The organism is Gottschalkiaceae bacterium SANA (assembly GCA_036323355.1).
Taxonomy (GTDB): domain Bacteria; phylum Bacillota; class Clostridia; order Tissierellales; family GPF-1; genus GPF-1.
Genome location: AP028876.1, coordinates 32206 through 53427 on the forward strand (window position 1 = coordinate 32206; position 21222 = coordinate 53427).

Here is a 21222-nt window from a genome sequence, read left to right on the forward strand (position 1 = left end):
TTCTTGTTGAGTTTTGAGAGAGCAAATAAGTTTTCTTGACAAAAGAATCTGGTGACGATAGCAAAGAGGACACACCCGTTCCCATCTCGAACACGGAAGTTAAGCTCTTTAGCGCTGAAGATACTTGGTGGGAGACTGCCTGGGAAAATAGGACGTTGCCAGTTTCTTTTTTTTATGTAAAAAATTAAGGTCTACCGATAGATAAGAAGCAAATGACATTCACGATTGTAAGGGAATTCCTTACAGTCGTATTTTTTTGTGCGATTCTATACGAAACTGGTGCGAGCAAAACCAGTAGACTGGATGGGGGGATTTTGAAGGTGCTCTCTTCTCGTGACTGCAGCGGGTCATTCTATTCGAAAAATTATCATTTCTATTTCTTGGTTGACATTAAAGAAGGGAAATCGGTGAAGAGTCTTTTTACTTTTGTGAAGTGGGTTGAAGTATTCTTAATACCCGGCGCGATGGTCTGATTCAGTCTCCGTTCATGGATAATTGAAGTATTGAGCTGTTTAATTTGGCCGGATCTTGCGTCTCTCGCTCTCGTCGCGAGTATCGATTCCAGTGCAGGGAAGGTTGGTTTTTGATAATAGTAAAAATGTGTAGGGTGCGCTGGAAAAACGATAATGGACTTAGTACTTGCTTGTATAATATGGAAACAACAGGGTGCTTGCTAGAAAGAGTGGCACCCTTTTCAGATGGTCTTGGTCGATGGGTGATCTTGAATGGTGGAATGGGAAATAATGTATATGAAGGGAAACTGATGGAGAACCACTAGGACAAGTGGATGAGGCAACAGAAAAAGATCAAAAGCACAAGAAAAAGAAGAGCGGGAAGACGGGTTTCTTCAGCGTTGAATTATCTGTAAATTCTGCCTATAAAAAGAATCGAGGAAACGTGTTGACAGGGGGTGGATCCTCTGGTAAGATAGGTAAGCAGTCAAGGAAAATGACTGGAACAAAAACGCTGAAATGCAGGTAACATCAAGGTTTCAGCAAAAAACTCGAAAATGAATTCTTCTGGAAGAAGAAAACAGATTTGAGAAAAAAAGAAAGATTAGCTTGACAGAGCCTGAGGGTTATGGTAAACTAATCAAGTCGCCAAAGAGCGGCAATGATCTTTGAAAACTGAACATGACAGCCTCGAATTTGACCTTTTGGTCAATGAAGAAGTAACAAGAAATACGCTAAATCAAGCAGTAATGCTTGGTTGGTAAAAGCACCCTTAGGGGTGGAAATATTTTTACTGAGAGTTTGATCCTGGCTCAGGATGAACGCTGGCGGCACGCCTAACACATGCAAGTCGAGCGAGAATTATTGGAAGGATCCTTCGGGTGAATGAAGATGAGGAAAGCGGCGGACGGGTGAGTAACGCGTGGGAAACCTGCCCTATACACAGGGATAGCCATTGGAAACGATGATTAATACCTGATAAGACCACAGCATCACATGTTGCAGTGGTAAAAACTCCGGTGGTATAGGATGGTCCCGCGTCTGATTAGCTAGTTGGTAAGGTAATGGCTTACCAAGGCGACGATCAGTAGCCGGCCTGAGAGGGTGAACGGCCACACTGGAACTGAGACACGGTCCAGACTCCTACGGGAGGCAGCAGTGGGGGATATTGCACAATGGGGGAAACCCTGATGCAGCGATGCCGCGTGAATGATGAAGGCTTTCGAGTCGTAAAGTTCTGTTCTTAGGGAAGATAATGACGGTACCTAAGAAGAAAGTCCCGGCTAAATACGTGCCAGCAGCCGCGGTAATACGTATGGGACAAGCGTTATCCGGAATTATTGGGCGTAAAGAGTTCGTAGGCGGTTCTTTAAGTCAGAAGTGAAAGGCAGTGGCTCAACCATTGTAAGCTTTTGAAACTGGGGAACTTGAGTGTTGGAGAGGAAAGCGGAATTCCTAGTGTAGCGGTGAAATGCGTAGATATTAGGAGGAACACCAGTGGCGAAGGCGGCTTTCTGGACAAATACTGACGCTGAGGAACGAAAGCGTGGGGAGCGAACAGGATTAGATACCCTGGTAGTCCACGCCGTAAACGATGAGTGCTAGGTGTTGGGGTAGCGATACCTCAGTGCCGCAGCTAACGCATTAAGCACTCCGCCTGGGGAGTACGGTCGCAAGACTGAAACTCAAAGGAATTGACGGGGGCCCGCACAAGTAGCGGAGCATGTGGTTTAATTCGAAGCAACGCGAAGAACCTTACCAGGTCTTGACATCCCGGTGCCCGGTCTAGAGATAGACTTTTCTCTTCGGAGACACCGGTGACAGGTGGTGCATGGTTGTCGTCAGCTCGTGTCGTGAGATGTTGGGTTAAGTCCCGCAACGAGCGCAACCCTTATCTTTAGTTGCCAGCATTTAGTTGGGCACTCTAGAGAGACTGCCGGTGATAAACCGGAGGAAGGTGGGGATGACGTCAAATCATCATGCCCCTTATGACCTGGGCTACACACGTGCTACAATGGTCGGTACAACAGGCAGCGAAGGAGCGATCCGGAGCGAATCTCAAAAGCCGATCTCAGTTCGGATTGCAGGCTGCAACTCGCCTGCATGAAGCTGGAGTTACTAGTAATCGCGAATCAGAATGTCGCGGTGAATGCGTTCCCGGGCCTTGTACACACCGCCCGTCACACCACGGGAGTTGGTAATACCCGAAGTCGCTGGGCTAACCCTTTTAGGGAGGCAGGCGCCGAAGGTAGGATCGATGACTGGGGTGAAGTCGTAACAAGGTAGCCGTATCGGAAGGTGCGGCTGGATCACCTCCTTTCTAGGGAGAAACGAGACTGTCATGTTCTGTTTTGAGAGATCATTTTTTATGTGATTTCTTTTTTGTTCTTTGAAAACTCAATAAGAATCATCCAAGCAAAAATAAAAAACAAACACAGCACTAGATGTAAATCGAAGTGGGTGAATGTAATTTTTTTGTCTTTAGAATTCTCTTTTAAGAAACGGTCAAGTTATAAAAAGCATAGGGCGGATGCCTTGGCACTAAGAACCGATGAAGGACGTGGTAAGCTGCGAAAAGCTTTGGGGAGCCGCAAGCAGGCGTTGATCCAGAGATATCCGAATGGGGAAACCCACATACGGCAAACCGTATGTATCCTATGGTGAATACATAGCCATAGGAAGGGAACCCGGTGAACTGAAACATCTAAGTAGCCGGAGGAAGAGAAAGAAAAATCGATTCCCTGAGTAGCGGCGAGCGAAAGGGGAACAGGCCAAACCAGACTGGCTCTGCTAGTCTGGGGTTGTGGACCGATATAAGGGTACAAGTTGATAGCCAAATACCGCTGGGAAGCGGAACCGTAGAAGGTGATAGTCCTGTAGGTGAAATCAACGAATATCTGATCGGTATCCAGAGTACCATGGGACACGTGAAACCCTGTGGGAAGCCGGGAGGACCATCTCCCAAGCCTAAATATTCCTTAGTGACCGATAGCGCATAGTACCGTGAGGGAAAGGTGAAAAGAACCCCGGAAGGGGAGTGAAATAGAACCTGAAACCCTATGTTTACAATTGGTCGAAGCACGTTAAAGTGCGACGGCGTACTTTTTGTAGAACGGGCCAACGAGTTAAGGTGTGCAGCAAGGTTAAGGACTTCAGGTCCGGAGCCGAAGCGAAAGCAAGTCTGAATAGGGCGAATTAGTTGTATGCTTTAGACCCGAAACCGGGTGACCTATCCATGAGCAGGTTGAAGCGGGAGTAAAATCTCGTGGAGGACCGAACCCATATACGTTGAAAAGTGTTGGGATGACTTGTGGATAGCGGTGAAATTCCAATCGAACTCGGAGATAGCTGGTTCTCCCCGAAATAGCTTTAGGGCTAGCCTCAAGGAGAGTATCGCGGAGGTAGAGCACTGACTGACCTAGGGGCGTTTATACGTTACCAAAGTTTATCAAACTCCGAATGCCGCAGATATATACTTGGGAGTCAGACTGTGTGAGATAAGTTTCATAGTCGAAAGGGAAACAGCCCAGACCGTCAGCTAAGGTCCCAAAATATTAGTTAAGTGGGAAAGGATGTTGGACTACACAGACAACCAGGATGTTGGCTCAGAAGCAGCCATTCATTCAAAGAGTGCGTAATAGCTCACTGGTCGAGTGGTCCAGCGCCGAAAATGTCCGGGGCTCAAACTAATTACCGAAGCTACGGCTTGTATCTTTTAGATACAGGGGTAGGGGAGCATTGTATGTGGGACGAAGTCGTACCGGAAGGAGCGGTGGACTGCATACAAGAGAGAATGTTGGCATGAGTAACGAAAGCGAAGTGAGAATCTTCGCCATCGGAAGCCTAAGGTTTCCTGAGGAAGGCTCGTCCGCTCAGGGTTAGTCGGGACCTAAGCCGAGGCCGAAAGGCGTAGGCGATGGACAACTGGTTGATATTCCAGTACCACCTTAGATTGTTTGAGAGATGTAGTGACACAGAAGGGTAGGTAGAGCACACTGTTGGTTATGTGTGTCTAAGCAGGTAGGCTAGTGTGCAGGCAAATCCACACACTATTAGGCCGAGACGCGAATGCGAGGGAAATTTAGTACCGAAGTCGCTGATCCCACGCTGTCGAGAAAAGCTACTATTGAGAGATAAGGTGCCCGTACCGTAAACCGACACAGGTAGGCAGGAAGAGAATTCTAAGATGATCGAGAGAACCATTGCTAAGGAACTCGGCAAAATGACCCCGTAACTTCGGGAGAAGGGGTGCCCTTGAGAGTGAAGTCATACGACGTAAGCTTTTGAGGGCCGCAGAGAAAAGGCCCAAGCGACTGTTTAGCAAAAACACAGGTCTCTGCTAAGTTGAAAGACGAAGTATAGGGGCTGACGCCTGCCCGGTGCTGGAAGGTTAAGGGGAAGTGTTAGCGGTAACGCGAAGCACAGAACTTAAGCCCCAGTAAACGGCGGCCGTAACTATAACGGTCCTAAGGTAGCGAAATTCCTTGTCGGGTAAGTTCCGACCCGCACGAAAGGCGTAACGATTTGGGCGCTGTCTCGGCAATGGACTCGGTGAAATTACAGTACTCGTGAAGATGCGGGTTACCCGCGGCAGGACGGAAAGACCCCGTGGAGCTTTACTGCAGGCTGGCATTGGATTTTGGTATAATATGTACAGGATAGGTGGGAGACTTGGAAGCCGGAACGCCAGTTTCGGTGGAGTCGCCCTTTGGATACCACCCTTATTATACTAGGATTCTAACCATAGGCCATGAATCTGGTCTTGGGACATTGTCAGTTGGGCAGTTTGACTGGGGCGGTCGCCTCCAAAAATGTAACGGAGGCGCTCAAAGGTTTCCTCAGCACGGTCGGAAATCGTGCGTAGAGCGTAAAGGTAAAAGGAAGCTTGACTGCGAGAGCTACAACTCGAGCAGGATCGAAAGATGGACTTAGTGATCCGGCGGTACCGAATGGAAGGGCCGTCGCTCAACGGATAAAAGCTACCCCGGGGATAACAGGCTTATCTCCCCCAAGAGTCCACATCGACGGGGAGGTTTGGCACCTCGATGTCGGCTCGTCTCATCCTGGGGCTGAATTCGGTCCCAAGGGTTGGGCTGTTCGCCCATTAAAGAGGCACGCGAGCTGGGTTCAGAACGTCGTGAGACAGTTCGGTCCCTATCCGCCGTGGGCGCAGGAAATTTGAAAGGAGTTGTCCCTAGTACGAGAGGACCGGGATGAACAAACCGCTGGTGCACCAGTTGTTCCGCCAGGAGCATAGCTGGGTAGCTAAGTTTGGAAGGGATAAGCGCTGAAGGCATCTAAGCGCGAAGCCCCCCTTAAGATTAGATTTCCCATCACTTTATGTGAGTAAGACCCCTTGAAGACTACGAGGTTGATAGGCTGGAGGTGTAAGGGCAGCAATGTCTTTAGCTGACCAGTACTAATAGGTCGAGGACTTGATCAGATTAGAAGAGAGTTTTAAAGCGGATGATTCTTGTTGAGTTTTGAGAGAGCAAATAAGCTTTCTTGACAAAAGAATCTGGTGACGATAGCAAAGAGGACACACCCGTTCCCATCTCGAACACGGAAGTTAAGCTCTTTAGCGCTGAAGATACTTGGTGGGAGACTGCCTGGGAAAATAGGACGTTGCCAGTTTCTTTTTTTTATGTAAAAAATTAAGACCTACCGATAGATAAGAAGCAAATGACATTCACGATTGTAAGGGAATTCCTTACAGTCGTATTTTTTTTTGCGATTCTATACGAAACTGGAGCGAGCAAAACCAGTAGACTAGAGGGAGAATGTTAGCTTCTCATAAGTGGAGGGAATTCTAGTTACCAAATTTTCAAGATTACAGCGGGAGTAGGGGCGATGGAGAGGTTTATTCACAAGATCATGGGTATTCAGACTGAGAAGATTCGAAAGGGCTACTGGCTTCAATTCAAGGTTTGTGTACAAATACAAGTTTGAAATTTGATTGTATTCTACGCCCTGAAAGATTTGTTCATTTTGAGGATCGATAGATTTGGCAAAATGAGTCACATAGGTGAATCGGTATCGTGGTATCGGCAAAGGTCTAGGTAAAAGTAGGAGGTAGATCTTGCGCAGTGATCTTTGCAGTTTTTGGTATAATGGTACAAGTCTATTTGAAAGTGGAAGAAAAGGATATTCAGGAGTCATTCATGATAGAGGAATGTCTTTCATTTAATGACAAATGTAAAAAAAATTTAAATTTATGGCATTGTACGGGTTGCTACTCTCGTGGTTGGGTGATTGGGCTGGGAATAGATGCTATACTCAGTATTGTATTCGTTGAAAAAGTATGTGCTAGAGCGGTATGGGAATATGTTTGCGCAAGATCACCTGAAATTTGTAAAATAGAAGTCATATGGATGGATACCGAGAACTCGATTGATTACTTATCAATAAACTGCTCACGTAGATGGAGTGCAGGTAAGAGCACAGGGGAAGACTTCTTTCATCGTTTGTGAAGAAGTTCAAAGTATTGTTGCGTCGGTTGTTTTTCTTAGAAGAGCGACCATTCGCGGATGAGATTGAACATTCATGAATGAATTAGCGCTTTGATTGGGTGTACTTAACCAGAGTTTTATGACTTTCTATTCTGAAATGGTGACGTTCTTTGGATGAAAAATTTGATCTGCTGAGACTAGATCGGCCTTGCAAGCGATATGGAAATATTCATAATCGGTCAGGTATCTGCGGTATAAGTGGAAAAGAGCAGGGGTATAGATGAAGTGAATAGGTAAACAATCACTGCAGATTATTTTGGATCTGTAGCAAAGGACACAAGATCCTGTAGGAAAAACTGATGAAAATGAGATTTTAACACAAGAGAAAAACGAGTACTGAGAGTAAGGTGAAACGGATGAATTTTCTGTAAATTCCGCCTATAAAAAGAATCGAGGAAACGTGTTGACAGGGGGTGGATCCTCTGGTAAGATAGGTAAGCAGTCAAGGAAAATGACTGGAACAAAAACGCTGAAATGCAGGTAACATCAAGGTTTCAGCAAAAAACTCGAAAATGAATTCTTCTGGAAGAAGAAAACAGATTTGAGAAAAAAAGAAAGATTAGCTTGACAGAGCCTAAGGGTTATGGTAAACTAATCAAGTCGCCAAAGAGCGGCAATGATCTTTGAAAACTGAACATGACAGCCTCGAATTTGACCTTTTGGTCAATGAAGAAGTAACAAGAAATACGCTAAATCAAGCAGTAATGCTTGGTTGGTAAAAGCACCCTTAGGGGTGGAAATATTTTTACTGAGAGTTTGATCCTGGCTCAGGATGAACGCTGGCGGCACGCCTAACACATGCAAGTCGAGCGAGAATTATTGGAAGGATCCTTCGGGTGAATGAAGATGAGGAAAGCGGCGGACGGGTGAGTAACGCGTGGGAAACCTGCCCTATACACAGGGATAGCCATTGGAAACGATGATTAATACCTGATAAGACCACAGCATCACATGTTGCAGTGGTAAAAACTCCGGTGGTATAGGATGGTCCCGCGTCTGATTAGCTAGTTGGTAAGGTAATGGCTTACCAAGGCGACGATCAGTAGCCGGCCTGAGAGGGTGAACGGCCACACTGGAACTGAGACACGGTCCAGACTCCTACGGGAGGCAGCAGTGGGGGATATTGCACAATGGGGGAAACCCTGATGCAGCGATGCCGCGTGAATGATGAAGGCTTTCGAGTCGTAAAGTTCTGTTCTTAGGGAAGATAATGACGGTACCTAAGAAGAAAGTCCCGGCTAAATACGTGCCAGCAGCCGCGGTAATACGTATGGGACAAGCGTTATCCGGAATTATTGGGCGTAAAGAGTTCGTAGGCGGTTCTTTAAGTCAGAAGTGAAAGGCAGTGGCTCAACCATTGTAAGCTTTTGAAACTGGGGAACTTGAGTGTTGGAGAGGAAAGCGGAATTCCTAGTGTAGCGGTGAAATGCGTAGATATTAGGAGGAACACCAGTGGCGAAGGCGGCTTTCTGGACAAATACTGACGCTGAGGAACGAAAGCGTGGGGAGCGAACAGGATTAGATACCCTGGTAGTCCACGCCGTAAACGATGAGTGCTAGGTGTTGGGGTAGCGATACCTCAGTGCCGCAGCTAACGCATTAAGCACTCCGCCTGGGGAGTACGGTCGCAAGACTGAAACTCAAAGGAATTGACGGGGGCCCGCACAAGTAGCGGAGCATGTGGTTTAATTCGAAGCAACGCGAAGAACCTTACCAGGTCTTGACATCCCGGTGCCCGGTCTAGAGATAGACTTTTCTCTTCGGAGACACCGGTGACAGGTGGTGCATGGTTGTCGTCAGCTCGTGTCGTGAGATGTTGGGTTAAGTCCCGCAACGAGCGCAACCCTTATCTTTAGTTGCCAGCATTTAGTTGGGCACTCTAGAGAGACTGCCGGTGATAAACCGGAGGAAGGTGGGGATGACGTCAAATCATCATGCCCCTTATGACCTGGGCTACACACGTGCTACAATGGTCGGTACAACAGGCAGCGAAGGAGCGATCCGGAGCGAATCTCAAAAGCCGATCTCAGTTCGGATTGCAGGCTGCAACTCGCCTGCATGAAGCTGGAGTTACTAGTAATCGCGAATCAGAATGTCGCGGTGAATGCGTTCCCGGGCCTTGTACACACCGCCCGTCACACCACGGGAGTTGGTAATACCCGAAGTCGCTGGGCTAACCCTTTTAGGGAGGCAGGCGCCGAAGGTAGGATCGATGACTGGGGTGAAGTCGTAACAAGGTAGCCGTATCGGAAGGTGCGGCTGGATCACCTCCTTTCTAGGGAGAAACGAGACTGTCATGTTCTGTTTTGAGAGATCATTTTTTATGTGATTTCTTTTTTGTTCTTTGAAAACTCAATAAGAATCATCCAAGCAAAAATAAAAAACAAACACAGCACTAGATGTAAATCGAAGTGGGTGAATGTAATTTTTTTGTCTTTAGAATTCTCTTTTAAGAAACGGTCAAGTTATAAAAAGCATAGGGCGGATGCCTTGGCACTAAGAACCGATGAAGGACGTGGTAAGCTGCGAAAAGCTTTGGGGAGCCGCAAGCAGGCGTTGATCCAGAGATATCCGAATGGGGAAACCCACATACGGCAAACCGTATGTATCCTATGGTGAATACATAGCCATAGGAAGGGAACCCGGTGAACTGAAACATCTAAGTAGCCGGAGGAAGAGAAAGAAAAATCGATTCCCTGAGTAGCGGCGAGCGAAAGGGGAACAGGCCAAACCAGACTGGCTCTGCTAGTCTGGGGTTGCGGACCGATATAAGGGTACAAGTTGATAGCCGAATACCGCTGGGAAGCGGAACCGTAGAAGGTGATAGTCCTGTAGGTGAAATCAACGAATATCTGATCGGTATCCAGAGTACCATGGGACACGTGAAACCCTGTGGGAAGCCGGGAGGACCATCTCCCAAGCCTAAATATTCCTTAGTGACCGATAGCGCATAGTACCGTGAGGGAAAGGTGAAAAGAACCCCGGAAGGGGAGTGAAATAGAACCTGAAACCCTATGTTTACAATTGGTCGAAGCACGTTAAAGTGCGACGGCGTACTTTTTGTAGAACGGGCCAACGAGTTAAGGTGTGCAGCAAGGTTAAGGACTTCAGGTCCGGAGCCGAAGCGAAAGCAAGTCTGAATAGGGCGAATTAGTTGTATGCTTTAGACCCGAAACCGGGTGACCTATCCATGAGCAGGTTGAAGCGGGAGTAAAATCTCGTGGAGGACCGAACCCATATACGTTGAAAAGTGTTGGGATGACTTGTGGATAGCGGTGAAATTCCAATCGAACTCGGAGATAGCTGGTTCTCCCCGAAATAGCTTTAGGGCTAGCCTCAAGGAGAGTATCGCGGAGGTAGAGCACTGACTGACCTAGGGGCGTTTATACGTTACCAAAGTTTATCAAACTCCGAATGCCGCAGATATATACTTGGGAGTCAGACTGTGTGAGATAAGTTTCATAGTCGAAAGGGAAACAGCCCAGACCGTCAGCTAAGGTCCCAAAATATTAGTTAAGTGGGAAAGGATGTTGGACTACACAGACAACCAGGATGTTGGCTCAGAAGCAGCCATTCATTCAAAGAGTGCGTAATAGCTCACTGGTCGAGTGGTCCAGCGCCGAAAATGTCCGGGGCTCAAACTAATTACCGAAGCTACGGCTTGTATCTTTAGATACAGGGGTAGGGGAGCATTGTATGTGGGACGAAGTCGTACCGGAAGGAGCGGTGGACTGCATACAAGAGAGAATGTTGGCATGAGTAACGAAAGCGAAGTGAGAATCTTCGCCATCGGAAGCCTAAGGTTTCCTGAGGAAGGCTCGTCCGCTCAGGGTTAGTCGGGACCTAAGCCGAGGCCGAAAGGCGTAGGCGATGGACAACTGGTTGATATTCCAGTACCACCTTAGATTGTTTGAGAGATGTAGTGACACAGAAGGGTAGGTAGAGCACACTGTTGGTTATGTGTGTCTAAGCAGGTAGGCTAGTGTGCAGGCAAATCCACACACTATTAGGCCGAGACGCGAATGCGAGGGAAATTTAGTACCGAAGTCGCTGATCCCACGCTGTCGAGAAAAGCTACTATTGAGAGATAAGGTGCCCGTACCGTAAACCGACACAGGTAGGCAGGAAGAGAATTCTAAGATGATCGAGAGAACCATTGCTAAGGAACTCGGCAAAATGACCCCGTAACTTCGGGAGAAGGGGTGCCCTTGAGAGTGAAGTCATACGACGTAAGCTTTTGAGGGCCGCAGAGAAAAGGCCCAAGCGACTGTTTAGCAAAAACACAGGTCTCTGCTAAGTTGAAAGACGAAGTATAGGGGCTGACGCCTGCCCGGTGCTGGAAGGTTAAGGGGAAGTGTTAGCGGTAACGCGAAGCACAGAACTTAAGCCCCAGTAAACGGCGGCCGTAACTATAACGGTCCTAAGGTAGCGAAATTCCTTGTCGGGTAAGTTCCGACCCGCACGAAAGGCGTAACGATTTGGGCGCTGTCTCGGCAATGGACTCGGTGAAATTACAGTACTCGTGAAGATGCGGGTTACCCGCGGCAGGACGGAAAGACCCCGTGGAGCTTTACTGCAGGCTGGCATTGGATTTTGGTATAATATGTACAGGATAGGTGGGAGACTTGGAAGCCGGAACGCCAGTTTCGGTGGAGTCGCCCTTTGGATACCACCCTTATTATACTAGGATTCTAACCATAGGCCATGAATCTGGTCTTGGGACATTGTCAGTTGGGCAGTTTGACTGGGGCGGTCGCCTCCAAAAATGTAACGGAGGCGCTCAAAGGTTTCCTCAGCACGGTCGGAAATCGTGCGTAGAGCGTAAAGGTAAAAGGAAGCTTGACTGCGAGAGCTACAACTCGAGCAGGATCGAAAGATGGACTTAGTGATCCGGCGGTACCGAATGGAAGGGCCGTCGCTCAACGGATAAAAGCTACCCCGGGGATAACAGGCTTATCTCCCCCAAGAGTCCACATCGACGGGGAGGTTTGGCACCTCGATGTCGGCTCGTCTCATCCTGGGGCTGAATTCGGTCCCAAGGGTTGGGCTGTTCGCCCATTAAAGAGGCACGCGAGCTGGGTTCAGAACGTCGTGAGACAGTTCGGTCCCTATCCGCCGTGGGCGCAGGAAATTTGAAAGGAGTTGTCCCTAGTACGAGAGGACCGGGATGAACAAACCGCTGGTGCACCAGTTGTTCCGCCAGGAGCATAGCTGGGTAGCTAAGTTTGGAAGGGATAAGCGCTGAAGGCATCTAAGCGCGAAGCCCCCCTTAAGATTAGATTTCCCATCACTTTATGTGAGTAAGACCCCTTGAAGACTACGAGGTTGATAGGCTGGAGGTGTAAGGGCAGCAATGTCTTTAGCTGACCAGTACTAATAGGTCGAGGACTTGATCAGATTAGAAGAGAGTTTTAAAGCGGATGATTCTTGTTGAGTTTTGAGAGAGCAAATAAGCTTTCTTGACAAAAGAATCTGGTGACGATAGCAAAGAGGACACACCCGTTCCCATCTCGAACACGGAAGTTAAGCTCTTTAGCGCTGAAGATACTTGGTGGGAGACTGCCTGGGAAAATAGGACGTTGCCAGTTTCTTTTTCGTATGCAGTACGAAAAGAGATAGGCCGGGGTGGCGGAACTGGCAGACGCACTGGACTCAAAATCCAGCGATCATTGCGATCGTATCGGTTCGATTCCGATCCTCGGCACCATCTGGCCCTATGGTCAAGCGGTTAAGACACCGCCCTTTCACGGCGGTAACCCGGGTTCGAATCCCGGTAGGGTCACCATTTTTTCACTAGTCATACTTTATGACAAAGTGGGCGCTTAGCTCAGTTGGGAGAGCACCTGCCTTACAAGCAGGGGGTCATTGGTTCGAGCCCAATAGTGCCCACCATTTTTGTTTAAAATGCATTGTGCTGGTGTAGCTCAATAGGTAGAGCAACTGACTTGTAATCAGTAGGTTGTGGGTTCAATTCCTATCACCAGCTCCATAGAAATATTAGGTAGTCGAAGATTACCTAATGAAGCTTTAGATGATTTTCAATCATCTAACATGGGGGGGTTCCCGAGTTGGCCAAAGGGGACGGACTGTAAATCCGTTAGCTGCGCTTTCACTGGTTCGAATCCAGTCCCCCCCACCAATTTTCTTTTTGAGTATTGGAAAACGGGGAAGAGTATTGACAATGATAATATGCGGGTGTGGCGGAATTTGGCAGACGCACTAGATTTAGGATCTAGCGCCTAACAGCGTGGGGGTTCGAGTCCCTTCACCCGCACCATTATATATGACCCATTAGCTCAGTTGGTAGAGCATCTGACTTTTAATCAGGGTGTCCGGCGTTCGAATCGCCGATGGGTCACCAATTACATGGAGAGGTACCGAAGTGGTCATAACGGGGCGGTCTTGAAAACCGTTAGGGTGCAAGCCCACGTGGGTTCGAATCCCACCCTCTCCGCCACCGCCAAATCATGATCAGGTTTGACATCATGAAAAACATCAGTTCTTGTTTTGGCATTTCGGGGTGTAGCGCAGTTTGGTAGCGCATCTGGTTTGGGACCAGAGGGCCGCGGGTTCAAATCCTGCCACCCCGACCATAAATGGGCCTATAGCTCAGCAGGTTAGAGCGCACGCCTGATAAGCGTGAGGTCGATGGTTCGAGTCCATCTAGGCCCACCATTTATACAATATCGCGTTGATTAAATGATCAGTTTACTTGATGAGGCGATAGTTTTGCCCAGATAGCTCAGTCGGTAGAGCAGGGGACTGAAAATCCCCGTGTCGGTGGTTCGATTCCGCCTCTGGGCACCAACAAAGACAACCTATTGGGTTGTTTTTTTGTTTGCCCTTAATTATCGAAAAACAATAGAACGTCAATTCTTTAAGATAAAGACTTATGGGATTGGCGTTTTTTTTGATGGTCTAATGGGTGCATAGGGTGTAAAAAGATAGTTTCTAAGTTTACTTGTATTTCAACTGGGGAAGTCGAGTACATAAGAAAGAAATAAGGGGCTATGTTTCCTTGGAAAGGGTGTATAGCAAGGTGGCAAGTCAATGATCGGTAAGAGGGGTGGGCGATTAACCGATGAACCCTGTTGATCGCTGAAAGAGTTGAATGAATTTTTGATATACTTAATATGATAAAGTTATTTCGATCGTTATTGGTTTAGGATAAGAAAAATATGAGCATGGAGGCGGCGAATGAAGTATGGGATGATTGCTACATGGAAAATGGCTTATGAAGGGGTCCTTGAAGGTACTGAAAAATTGAGGAAGGGAAAGGAAGTCTCGGAGGCTGTTATTTGTACAGTTGAGTCGGTAGAGAACAATCCGGCTTATCGATCTGTTGGTTTTGGCGGCTTGCCAAATCGACTTGGCCAAGTCGAATTGGATGCCGCTTATATGAATGGAGAGAATTTGAGTTTTGGTGCTGTGATGGCAGTAAAAAATATTAAAAATCCCATTCGAGTTGCAAGGCATTTAAGTCAATTCCAGCGAAATAACCTATTGGCAGGCGCTGGCGCGGAAGCGTTCGCGGCAGTCTATGGATATGAAAGCACGAAGTTGCTGACGAAAGAGTCGCGCCAGCGATGGAAAGACAAAGTGGAAGCGGGGTTTATGGCCGAAAAGATTGAAGCATATGACGGACACGATACCGTTTGTGTCATTGGATTGGATAACAGGGGGAGAATGGGCAACGGCGTTTCGACCTCTGGCTTATTTATGAAACAGCCGGGTCGTGTTGGAGATAGTCCGGTGATCGGATCGGGATTTTATTGTGATAGTCGGGTTGGTGCTGCAAGTGCAACAGGTGTGGGTGAAGATATTATGAAGGGATGCTTGTCCTATCAGATTGTTTCTTTGATCAAAGCGGGAGTAAATTGTCAGGCAGCTTGTGAGAACGTTTTGTTTGAACATGAGGCAGATTTAAAGGGGCGAGGAATTCAGCCAGGCAGCATGTCGGTAATTGCTATGGATAAAAACGGAAACTTTGGTGGTGCAACGACCCAAAAGGAATTTCCCTTTGTGGTGAGCCGTGAAGAGATGGAAGCAACCATTTTTGTAGCACAAAATGATGGTAAGGTTCATCGGGTAATCAAGGCGACAAAAGAATGGAAAGATAATTATTTAGGTGATTGATAGGAAAGCAGGCTGCTATCATCGAGCCAATCTAAAGAGGCAGAAGGGTGATCAGGTAGCCGCCGAGAACTAGACTGACAAGGTTGGCAAAAATCACATAGGCTGCCGTTTTTAATCGTTTCTGCTCTCGAACTAGAGCTGTAAACCCGATCAATTCAGCAAGGAAAACGAAGAACTCGCCGATTACCAATGCGAAAATGATATACCCGTTGGTCGGGAACATGGAATTTAGCCAAATATTTAAGGCACCTTGTGTAATCAGGTTCAGTAGGAAGAAGATCATCCAAGACTCTTTTTTTCTGAACCCGAAGGCATAGAAAATTAGCCCCTCAATTAGTAGAGTGAGTAGAACACGAAGAGCAATAAAGAGAGCATTTTTATAGGGTGCCCTTCCCTGTGTGACGGTATTTTTTTTTAGATCCAAGGTGTATAGATTATTGTAGCCCGTCAATGGCGTGTCGATGGGGATAAAAATCTTTTCTCCTTCTGCGATCACACAAAACTGATAGGTTTCATTTTTCTTGAAATGATAAGAATAGAAACTAAAGGAGCTTTCTAGCATCTTTTCAGTCTTCTTGCCTTCAATGATTTGGCCGTCCCGGTCAAGATGAATTTCCAGATCCTTTGGTGGATTAGATACAAGAACGATGATTGAGGGTGGTTGTGCTGAATTGGCAAAGGCAACTGACGGAATCGAAAGGACCGTCAGAAGCAGAATTAGGCCGAAAATTTCATATTTCTTTAAATCTTTTCTCATGTAACTTTCTCCTTATTCAATAAAATTAGCCAAACGAACTTGTATACCACCTGCAGTTTTTATACTTGCTTCTGGGAGGCATGAAATCACGATGTAATGAACGCCTGTGCTCATGATCGCTAGGAACGAGGAACTTACTAAGATCTATAAAGTTTTTGACAATGCAATTGTCTCCGTCAACATCTTTACGAATTTTTCACGATGGCAATTGAAAGCAAAGCGAATATTGGGTGGATTATCGGTTGGTATGCGATTGTCGACAATGGTTCTTCCGTCGGCTAGGCCACCACCAAAGTCTACATCGACTCGTTTTAATTGAATATCATCCAAGATGGACTCGTCCACTGCTGCCAATACAGCCAAGGCATCGTGAGGAGGCGTGGAACCGGCGATTGCCATGGGTTGTAGGGCGTCGTATGCTTTGATACGTTGATCCATAAAATCGGAAACAGCGATGGCTACAGGGGTGTTGATTTCTCGAATCGCTTTACTCTCTGCATATGTAACAACGCCAACATGAGTTGCATCAAGGGGAACCAGTAAAATTTCACATCCGGATGTAAAGACAATTTGTGCTGCTTCGGGATCCTTCCAGATATTAAACTCTGCCGACGGAGTTCGGTTGCCAACTTCATGACCGCCACCCATAATAACAATCCGCTTGATTTTTTCAGTAATGCGCGGGTCTGCCCGAAAAGCAACACCGAGGTTGGTAAGTGGTCCTACTGCGATTAAGGTGATATCACCGTCTGATTCTATTAGGGTATCAATCAAATAGGATACGGCGCTTTTTCTTTGTATTTTACTGGTTGCAGGTGGAATTTCCAAATAGTCACCATGATATTCAATGACTTGACCATCTTGAACAGCGCTTGAGGCTGTTTGTCTCGTTTCAGCATGTCGTTCTGGAATTAATTCTGCCACCATGGGTTCTGCACAACCTCGGTAAACAGGAATATTCTTTCCCAGTAGATCAACCACGCGAAGGGTGTTTTCTGTTGTATTGGGCACCGGCTTGTTCCCGCAAACCGTTGTCAGTGCCAATAAATCCAGTTGAGGGTGAAGAGCTGCACAAATAATGGCTATAGCGTCATCGGATCCCGTATCTACATCTAAAATAATCTTTTCCTTTTTCATCTTTGTTCCCCTCTCTTTATATTGTTCTCCAATAGACTACATGATTAATTTTGGAAAACAAGGATAGCTGTTCGTATTTTTCTTACGATCTTACTCTATCGATTTCATCTAGCGATGTCAATTGTGTGAGAAATTAGTTTTTCACAGATAGAAAAGAAAATCGAAAATTTCTCTTAAAAAAAATGATTATTAATCAGGCAAGAACATTGATAGGCTGAACAGAAATTATGATTCGTGGCTTGTGTCATCGATGCTATACATTTTCCCTAGAGTGGTTTATCATAAGACCAGATAGAATAGAAAGGCTGGGCAGATATGAAAGGTATATTGGTTGAAAATGGAAATTGGGGATCGTCAAAGGTGGACGAATTGATGGAATGGATTGTCCGTGCTGCTTCCGAAGAGGAGATCGAGTTGACACGGGTGAAAAATGACCAGCTCTTGGTGATGGTTGACAAGGGATGGGGATGGGTGGAATCATCCGTGATCATTGATGTGGATTTTGTCTTGTTTTGGGATAAAGATCTGTTGTTGGCGAAACAATTTGAAAATATGGGAATACGGGTTTATAATTCTTCTGAAGCAATTGAAGTTTGCGACAACAAGATGAAAACACACCAGGTGCTGGCAGAGGCAGGGATTCCCATGGCAACCACTATTTTTGCTCCCTTTATTTACAATAATATGGTTCGGAAAAATTTCGAGTATTTGGATCGGGTGATTGCGAAACTAGGATTTCCTCTGGTGGTGAAAGAGGCCTATGGGTCCTTTGGTCAACAGGTGGCCTTAATGGAAAATCGAGAAGACTTGGAAAACTGGATTTTGAAGGTTGGAGGACGGCCGCATTTGTATCAGCGGTATATTCGGGAAAGTCATGGAGAAGATTTAAGGCTTAATGTAGTGGGCGGCAAAGTAGTGGCGGCAATGAAACGATCTTCGGAAACTGATTTTCGGGCGAATATTACCTTGGGTGGCCGGATGGAGTCCTATTTGCCTTCTGACGAGGAAGCTGAATTGGCCATAGAAGCAGCAGCAAAATTAGGACTCGATTTTGCTGGTGTAGATTTGCTTCAAACCCGTGAGGGACCGGTGATTTGCGAGGTGAATTCGAATGTTCATTTCATAAGCTTAGAGGCGTGCACAGGTATTGATACGGCAGTGCATGTAATGCGCTGGATAAAAAGCGGAGAACAGATCTCATGACCGGGTGGATATTATATTGTCGAGAAGATGCAGAAAAGAACAGTGCTTATATTCGGTGGTTTCAAGATGAAGGGAAATTGCTGGGGATGAGGATTGACCTTAAGATTCTAGAAGACGTAGAGGGATTACAGGAGCAAGTGCTCCCAGATTTTGTTTTGAATCGATCACGGGATGCCGAAATTTCGGAACAATTGGAGGCCCTTGGTGTGCGGTGTGTAAACCCAGCGTGGGTCAGTCGAATAGCCAATGACAAGTTGGAAACCTATCGTTTTTTTAAGGAACATCAAATCCCAATGTTACCAACATGGGGAGTCATTGTGGATAAAAACTTGAAAAACCAAAAGGCCTGTGGATATCCTTTGGTTGCGAAATCTGTTGATGGGCATGGCGGTTCTGAGGTGTTTTTAGTGGAGAACGCTGAAGCGTGGAATTTGGTTATGGAGTCGTTACTTGGAAGAAAAATTGTGATACAAAAGATGTGTGGAATGATCGGACGCGATTTACGAATCTTCGTATTAGAAGGAGAGGCCATTGCGGCTGTGCTACGGGAATCAGAGAGTGATTTTCGGGCGAATTATTCCCTCGGTGGTCAAATTCGATTGGTAGAGTTGACGGAAGCACAGAAGCGAATTGTTAAAAAAATATGCCAAGTCTTCCCCATGGAATGGGGCGGGATTGATTTGCTTTTTGACTCGGAAGATCATTTTTACCTGAACGAGGTGGAGGATGCAGTCGGAAGCCGCTCCCTTTCACAATTAACGGATCTGAATATTGCACGCATGGTGTTAAGCTATATACAGCGCAGTTAGGATGAAAAAAAGCGAATGTCATAGATCGAAAAACAAGGAAAAATTTTGAAACAGAGCATTATGTTTAAATGTGATCACAGGCAAAAATGATGAACGAGAATAGAGATTCGAATACGAAAATCTACAGCAATTGAGTCCCTATATGGGATGAAGGTTACTATAAAGGGTGCAAGCAATAACCGAATGGTTGAGGGCTTGCGCTTTTTTTGTAATGTAATAGTCAAAATACGAAGTGAAAGAAGGCTAGCAATGATTGAGAAAAGCATCTTTTCATGCGGGTCAAAAGTTTTTTTGAAAAAACCCTTGACAGCATTACTATGCTAGTGTACTATCTAGGTAGAACAGCAATACACAAACGAAGAAAGGAGAAGCATATGAAATTCGATAACAACCGCCCCATTTATTTACAGATTATATCGGAAATACGCAAGGATCTTGCGTCGGGAACTTTGGTTGCGGGACAAAAATTGCCATCAGTTCGTCAATTGGCCATCGACTATAAAGTGAATCCAAACACCATTCAGCGAACATTCCGTGAGCTAGAGGGAATGGGAATGACCTTTACCAAGAGAGGAATGGGTACTTTTATTACGGAGGATAAAGAAATGATTGAAGAGATTAAAATCAACGTTGTGGAAGGGTATGTGAATGCATATATTGAATCCATGAAAGCATTGAATTTGTCCAATGAAGAGATCGTTGAAATTGTACAGAAACGATTGGGAGGTGTAGCATGAACACACGAATAGAAATTACAAACCTTCAAAAAAAATATGGTCGAAAAGTTGTCATTCAGGACATGGACTTGACCCTGGAAAGCGGTAAGGTCTATGGCTTGTTAGGACCTAATGGACAAGGGAAAACAACCTTAATCAAGTGCATTGCAGGCCTTTTGACTCCAGAAAAGGGACAAATTCTAATCAATGGAGAAATGAGAGAAACGCGCCATAAGGGTATGATTTCCATGTTGGCGGACAAAGATCTGTTTTATAAGTGGATGACGGTAGAGGATACCATTAACTTTTATGATACCTTTTTCGAAGATTTTGATCGTGCAGACAGCGAAGAATTGATTCGCTTTATGGAGTTAGTGCCACAGGAGAAAGTGGAAAAACTATCCAAGGGTATGAAGGCGAGACTGAAATTGGTTTTGGTGCTATCAAGAAAAGCAAAAATATACTTATTGGATGAACCCTTAAGTGGGATTGATCCGGTATCGCGGGAAAAAATTGTTGAGACCATTTTAGGTCGAATCCGCCAGGATGCGGTTATGGTGATTTCTAGTCATATGGTGCATGCGATCGAATCCTTGTTGGATGAAGTCATTATGCTTTCGAACGGGAAGATTATTGCCAAGGAAGAGGCGGAAGTGATTCGAAGCGAGAAAGGTATTTCGATTGACGAGTATTATTTGGAGGTGTTCAGACATGCTTAATCTAATGAATTTTGAATGGAAAAAAACGTGGAAAGTATACGTACTGGGAATTGTTAGTGTACTGCTGGTTTATGCATATTTGGTTCTTCAAGGGACCGATAATCTTTACCGGGGAGAACTTGGAGCAGGAATCGCAACAACGCTGTTGGTTTTATTGATTACAGTTGGATCATTTTTCTTGCTTTTTCATTCCATTAGTCTCTTATCAGTAGATGTGAAGGAAAAAGGGTATTTACTCTTTAGCACACCAAACTCAGCGTGGAAAATTTTAGGTGCAAAGTTAGCCGTGGTATTTTTGCGATTTTTCATTTGGGGATTTATGGTTGCGGGAATCTTTTTTCATATGATGAGTTCTTTGAAGATTGAAGAATTGCAAGGTGTTTTGTTGCATAATGTACCACAAATCATAGTTCTGATCTTGATTTCTGCTTTGGCTTCATTGTTTTTCACAATGACCATCTATTTTTTGATCAGCATTACAGCGACGGTTCTAGCAAGCTGGAGACACCCTGTATTGTTTGTCATCTTGGCATATTTTGGATTGGCCTATGTGGTTGACTGGGTCGCCGTTAAGCTTGGCGAGTTGGTTAATTTACCAGTAACTTTTCAGTGGAATGTGCCGATGATCAATGAAATGAATGGATTTTCAATAACGGGTGCGATCAATTATAGTGCGCAAGGTGCTGTATTTAACATTGTGCCACTGCTGTTCTATCTCATTATTGGAGTTGTGTATTTTATGGCAGCAGGATACTTGCTTGATCGTAAGTTGAATATATAAAGG

General features: G+C 45.8%; 10 protein-coding genes, 11 tRNA genes and 7 rRNA genes. 26 read left to right on the forward strand and 2 right to left on the reverse strand.

Annotated features, from left to right (window positions below):
* Positions 1–47 precede the first annotated feature (47 nt).
* From rrf (AC25CA_RS00160) to AC25CA_RS00260, 21 genes are all read left to right on the forward strand, one after another.
* Positions 48–164, forward strand: a 5S ribosomal RNA gene (rrf, locus tag AC25CA_RS00160).
* Between the two features lie 419 nt (positions 165–583).
* Positions 584–778 (forward strand): hypothetical protein, encoded by a 195-nt coding sequence (locus tag AC25CA_RS00165; RefSeq protein WP_486815029.1) that lies wholly within the window; start codon positions 584–586, stop codon positions 776–778.
* Between the two features lie 463 nt (positions 779–1241).
* Positions 1242–2772 (forward strand): 16S ribosomal RNA (locus tag AC25CA_RS00170).
* 183 nt (positions 2773–2955) lie between these two features.
* A 23S ribosomal RNA gene (locus AC25CA_RS00175) occupies positions 2956–5895 on the forward strand.
* A 74-nt stretch (positions 5896–5969) separates the two neighbouring features.
* A 5S ribosomal RNA gene (gene rrf / locus AC25CA_RS00180) occupies positions 5970–6086 on the forward strand.
* Positions 6087–6538: 452 nt separating this feature from the next.
* Entirely contained in the window at positions 6539–6922 is a 384-nt protein-coding gene (locus AC25CA_RS00185) for a hypothetical protein (RefSeq protein WP_486815030.1), read from the forward strand.
* Between the two features lie 783 nt (positions 6923–7705).
* Positions 7706–9236, forward strand: a 16S ribosomal RNA gene (locus tag AC25CA_RS00190).
* Positions 9237–9419: 183 nt separating this feature from the next.
* A 23S ribosomal RNA gene (locus AC25CA_RS00195) occupies positions 9420–12358 on the forward strand.
* A 74-nt stretch (positions 12359–12432) separates the two neighbouring features.
* Positions 12433–12549: ribosomal RNA gene (rrf, locus tag AC25CA_RS00200) — 5S ribosomal RNA — on the forward strand.
* Together the 16S, 23S and 5S rRNA genes with 11 tRNA genes alongside form the textbook arrangement of a ribosomal RNA operon.
* A 31-nt stretch (positions 12550–12580) precedes the next feature.
* Positions 12581–12668, forward strand: a tRNA-Leu gene (locus tag AC25CA_RS00205).
* 3 nt (positions 12669–12671) lie between these two features.
* A tRNA-Glu gene (locus AC25CA_RS00210) sits at positions 12672–12746 on the forward strand.
* 31 nt (positions 12747–12777) lie between these two features.
* Positions 12778–12853, forward strand: a tRNA-Val gene (locus AC25CA_RS00215).
* A gap of 21 nt (positions 12854–12874) precedes the next feature.
* Positions 12875–12950 (forward strand) — tRNA-Thr (locus tag AC25CA_RS00220).
* A 64-nt stretch (positions 12951–13014) separates the two neighbouring features.
* Positions 13015–13100, forward strand: a tRNA-Tyr gene (locus tag AC25CA_RS00225).
* Positions 13101–13152: 52 nt separating this feature from the next.
* Positions 13153–13238, forward strand: a tRNA-Leu gene (locus AC25CA_RS00230).
* Positions 13239–13246: 8 nt separating this feature from the next.
* Positions 13247–13322: transfer RNA gene (locus AC25CA_RS00235), tRNA-Lys, on the forward strand.
* A 7-nt stretch (positions 13323–13329) separates the two neighbouring features.
* Positions 13330–13418, forward strand: a tRNA-Ser gene (locus AC25CA_RS00240).
* 59 nt (positions 13419–13477) lie between these two features.
* Positions 13478–13554: transfer RNA gene (locus AC25CA_RS00245), tRNA-Pro, on the forward strand.
* Between the two features lie 5 nt (positions 13555–13559).
* Positions 13560–13636 (forward strand) — tRNA-Ile (locus AC25CA_RS00250).
* 56 nt (positions 13637–13692) lie between these two features.
* Positions 13693–13768: transfer RNA gene (locus tag AC25CA_RS00255), tRNA-Phe, on the forward strand.
* A gap of 390 nt (positions 13769–14158) precedes the next feature.
* Positions 14159–15097, forward strand: coding sequence for an isoaspartyl peptidase/L-asparaginase (locus AC25CA_RS00260; protein WP_486815031.1), 939 nt, complete (start codon positions 14159–14161; stop codon positions 15095–15097).
* Between the two features lie 31 nt (positions 15098–15128).
* On the opposite strand, the gene AC25CA_RS00265 is transcribed toward AC25CA_RS00260, so the two are convergent.
* Positions 15129–15854: a hypothetical protein gene (locus tag AC25CA_RS00265; RefSeq protein WP_486815032.1), complete on the reverse strand. Its 726-nt coding sequence runs from the start codon at positions 15852–15854 to the stop codon at positions 15129–15131.
* A 144-nt stretch (positions 15855–15998) separates the two neighbouring features.
* Complete coding sequence (locus tag AC25CA_RS00270) at positions 15999–16991, reverse strand: nucleoside hydrolase (RefSeq protein ID WP_486815033.1); 993 nt, start codon at positions 16989–16991, stop codon at positions 15999–16001.
* Between the two features lie 315 nt (positions 16992–17306).
* On the opposite strand from AC25CA_RS00270, the gene AC25CA_RS00275 reads away from it, so the two are divergent.
* The 5 genes from AC25CA_RS00275 (at position 17307) to AC25CA_RS00295 (ending at position 21219) form a co-directional block, all read left to right on the forward strand.
* Positions 17307–18194, forward strand: a complete 888-nt coding sequence (locus tag AC25CA_RS00275; RefSeq protein ID WP_486815034.1) for an ATP-grasp domain-containing protein — start codon at positions 17307–17309, stop codon at positions 18192–18194.
* Positions 18191–19003, forward strand: coding sequence for an ATP-grasp domain-containing protein (locus tag AC25CA_RS00280; protein WP_486815035.1), 813 nt, complete (start codon positions 18191–18193; stop codon positions 19001–19003). The genes AC25CA_RS00275 and AC25CA_RS00280 overlap by 4 nt, the downstream gene beginning before the upstream one ends.
* Positions 19004–19377: 374 nt before the next feature.
* Positions 19378–19740: a GntR family transcriptional regulator gene (locus AC25CA_RS00285; protein WP_486815036.1), complete on the forward strand. Its 363-nt coding sequence runs from the start codon at positions 19378–19380 to the stop codon at positions 19738–19740.
* Complete coding sequence (locus AC25CA_RS00290; protein ID WP_486815037.1) at positions 19737–20438, forward strand: ABC transporter ATP-binding protein; 702 nt, start codon at positions 19737–19739, stop codon at positions 20436–20438. The genes AC25CA_RS00285 and AC25CA_RS00290 overlap by 4 nt, the downstream gene beginning before the upstream one ends.
* Positions 20431–21219 (forward strand): hypothetical protein, encoded by a 789-nt coding sequence (locus tag AC25CA_RS00295; RefSeq protein WP_486815038.1) that lies wholly within the window; start codon positions 20431–20433, stop codon positions 21217–21219. Before AC25CA_RS00290 ends, AC25CA_RS00295 begins: the two co-directional genes overlap by 8 nt.
* The last annotated feature ends 3 nt before the right edge of the window (positions 21220–21222 follow it).

Excerpts from the sequence above, each read along its gene's own strand:
- AC25CA_RS00260 (WP_486815031.1), top strand. The coding sequence starts at position 14,159 with ATGAAGTATGGGATGATTGCTACATGGAAAATGGCTTATGAAGGGGTC.
- AC25CA_RS00265 (WP_486815032.1), bottom strand. The coding sequence starts at position 15,854 with ATGAGAAAAGATTTAAAGAAATATGAAATTTTCGGCCTAATTCTGCTT.
- AC25CA_RS00270 (WP_486815033.1), bottom strand. The coding sequence starts at position 16,991 with ATGAAAAAGGAAAAGATTATTTTAGATGTAGATACGGGATCCGATGAC.
- AC25CA_RS00275 (WP_486815034.1), top strand. The coding sequence starts at position 17,307 with ATGAAAGGTATATTGGTTGAAAATGGAAATTGGGGATCGTCAAAGGTG.
- AC25CA_RS00280 (WP_486815035.1), top strand. The coding sequence starts at position 18,191 with ATGACCGGGTGGATATTATATTGTCGAGAAGATGCAGAAAAGAACAGT.
- AC25CA_RS00285 (WP_486815036.1), top strand. The coding sequence starts at position 19,378 with ATGAAATTCGATAACAACCGCCCCATTTATTTACAGATTATATCGGAA.
- AC25CA_RS00290 (WP_486815037.1), top strand. The coding sequence starts at position 19,737 with ATGAACACACGAATAGAAATTACAAACCTTCAAAAAAAATATGGTCGA.
- AC25CA_RS00295 (WP_486815038.1), top strand. The coding sequence starts at position 20,431 with ATGCTTAATCTAATGAATTTTGAATGGAAAAAAACGTGGAAAGTATAC.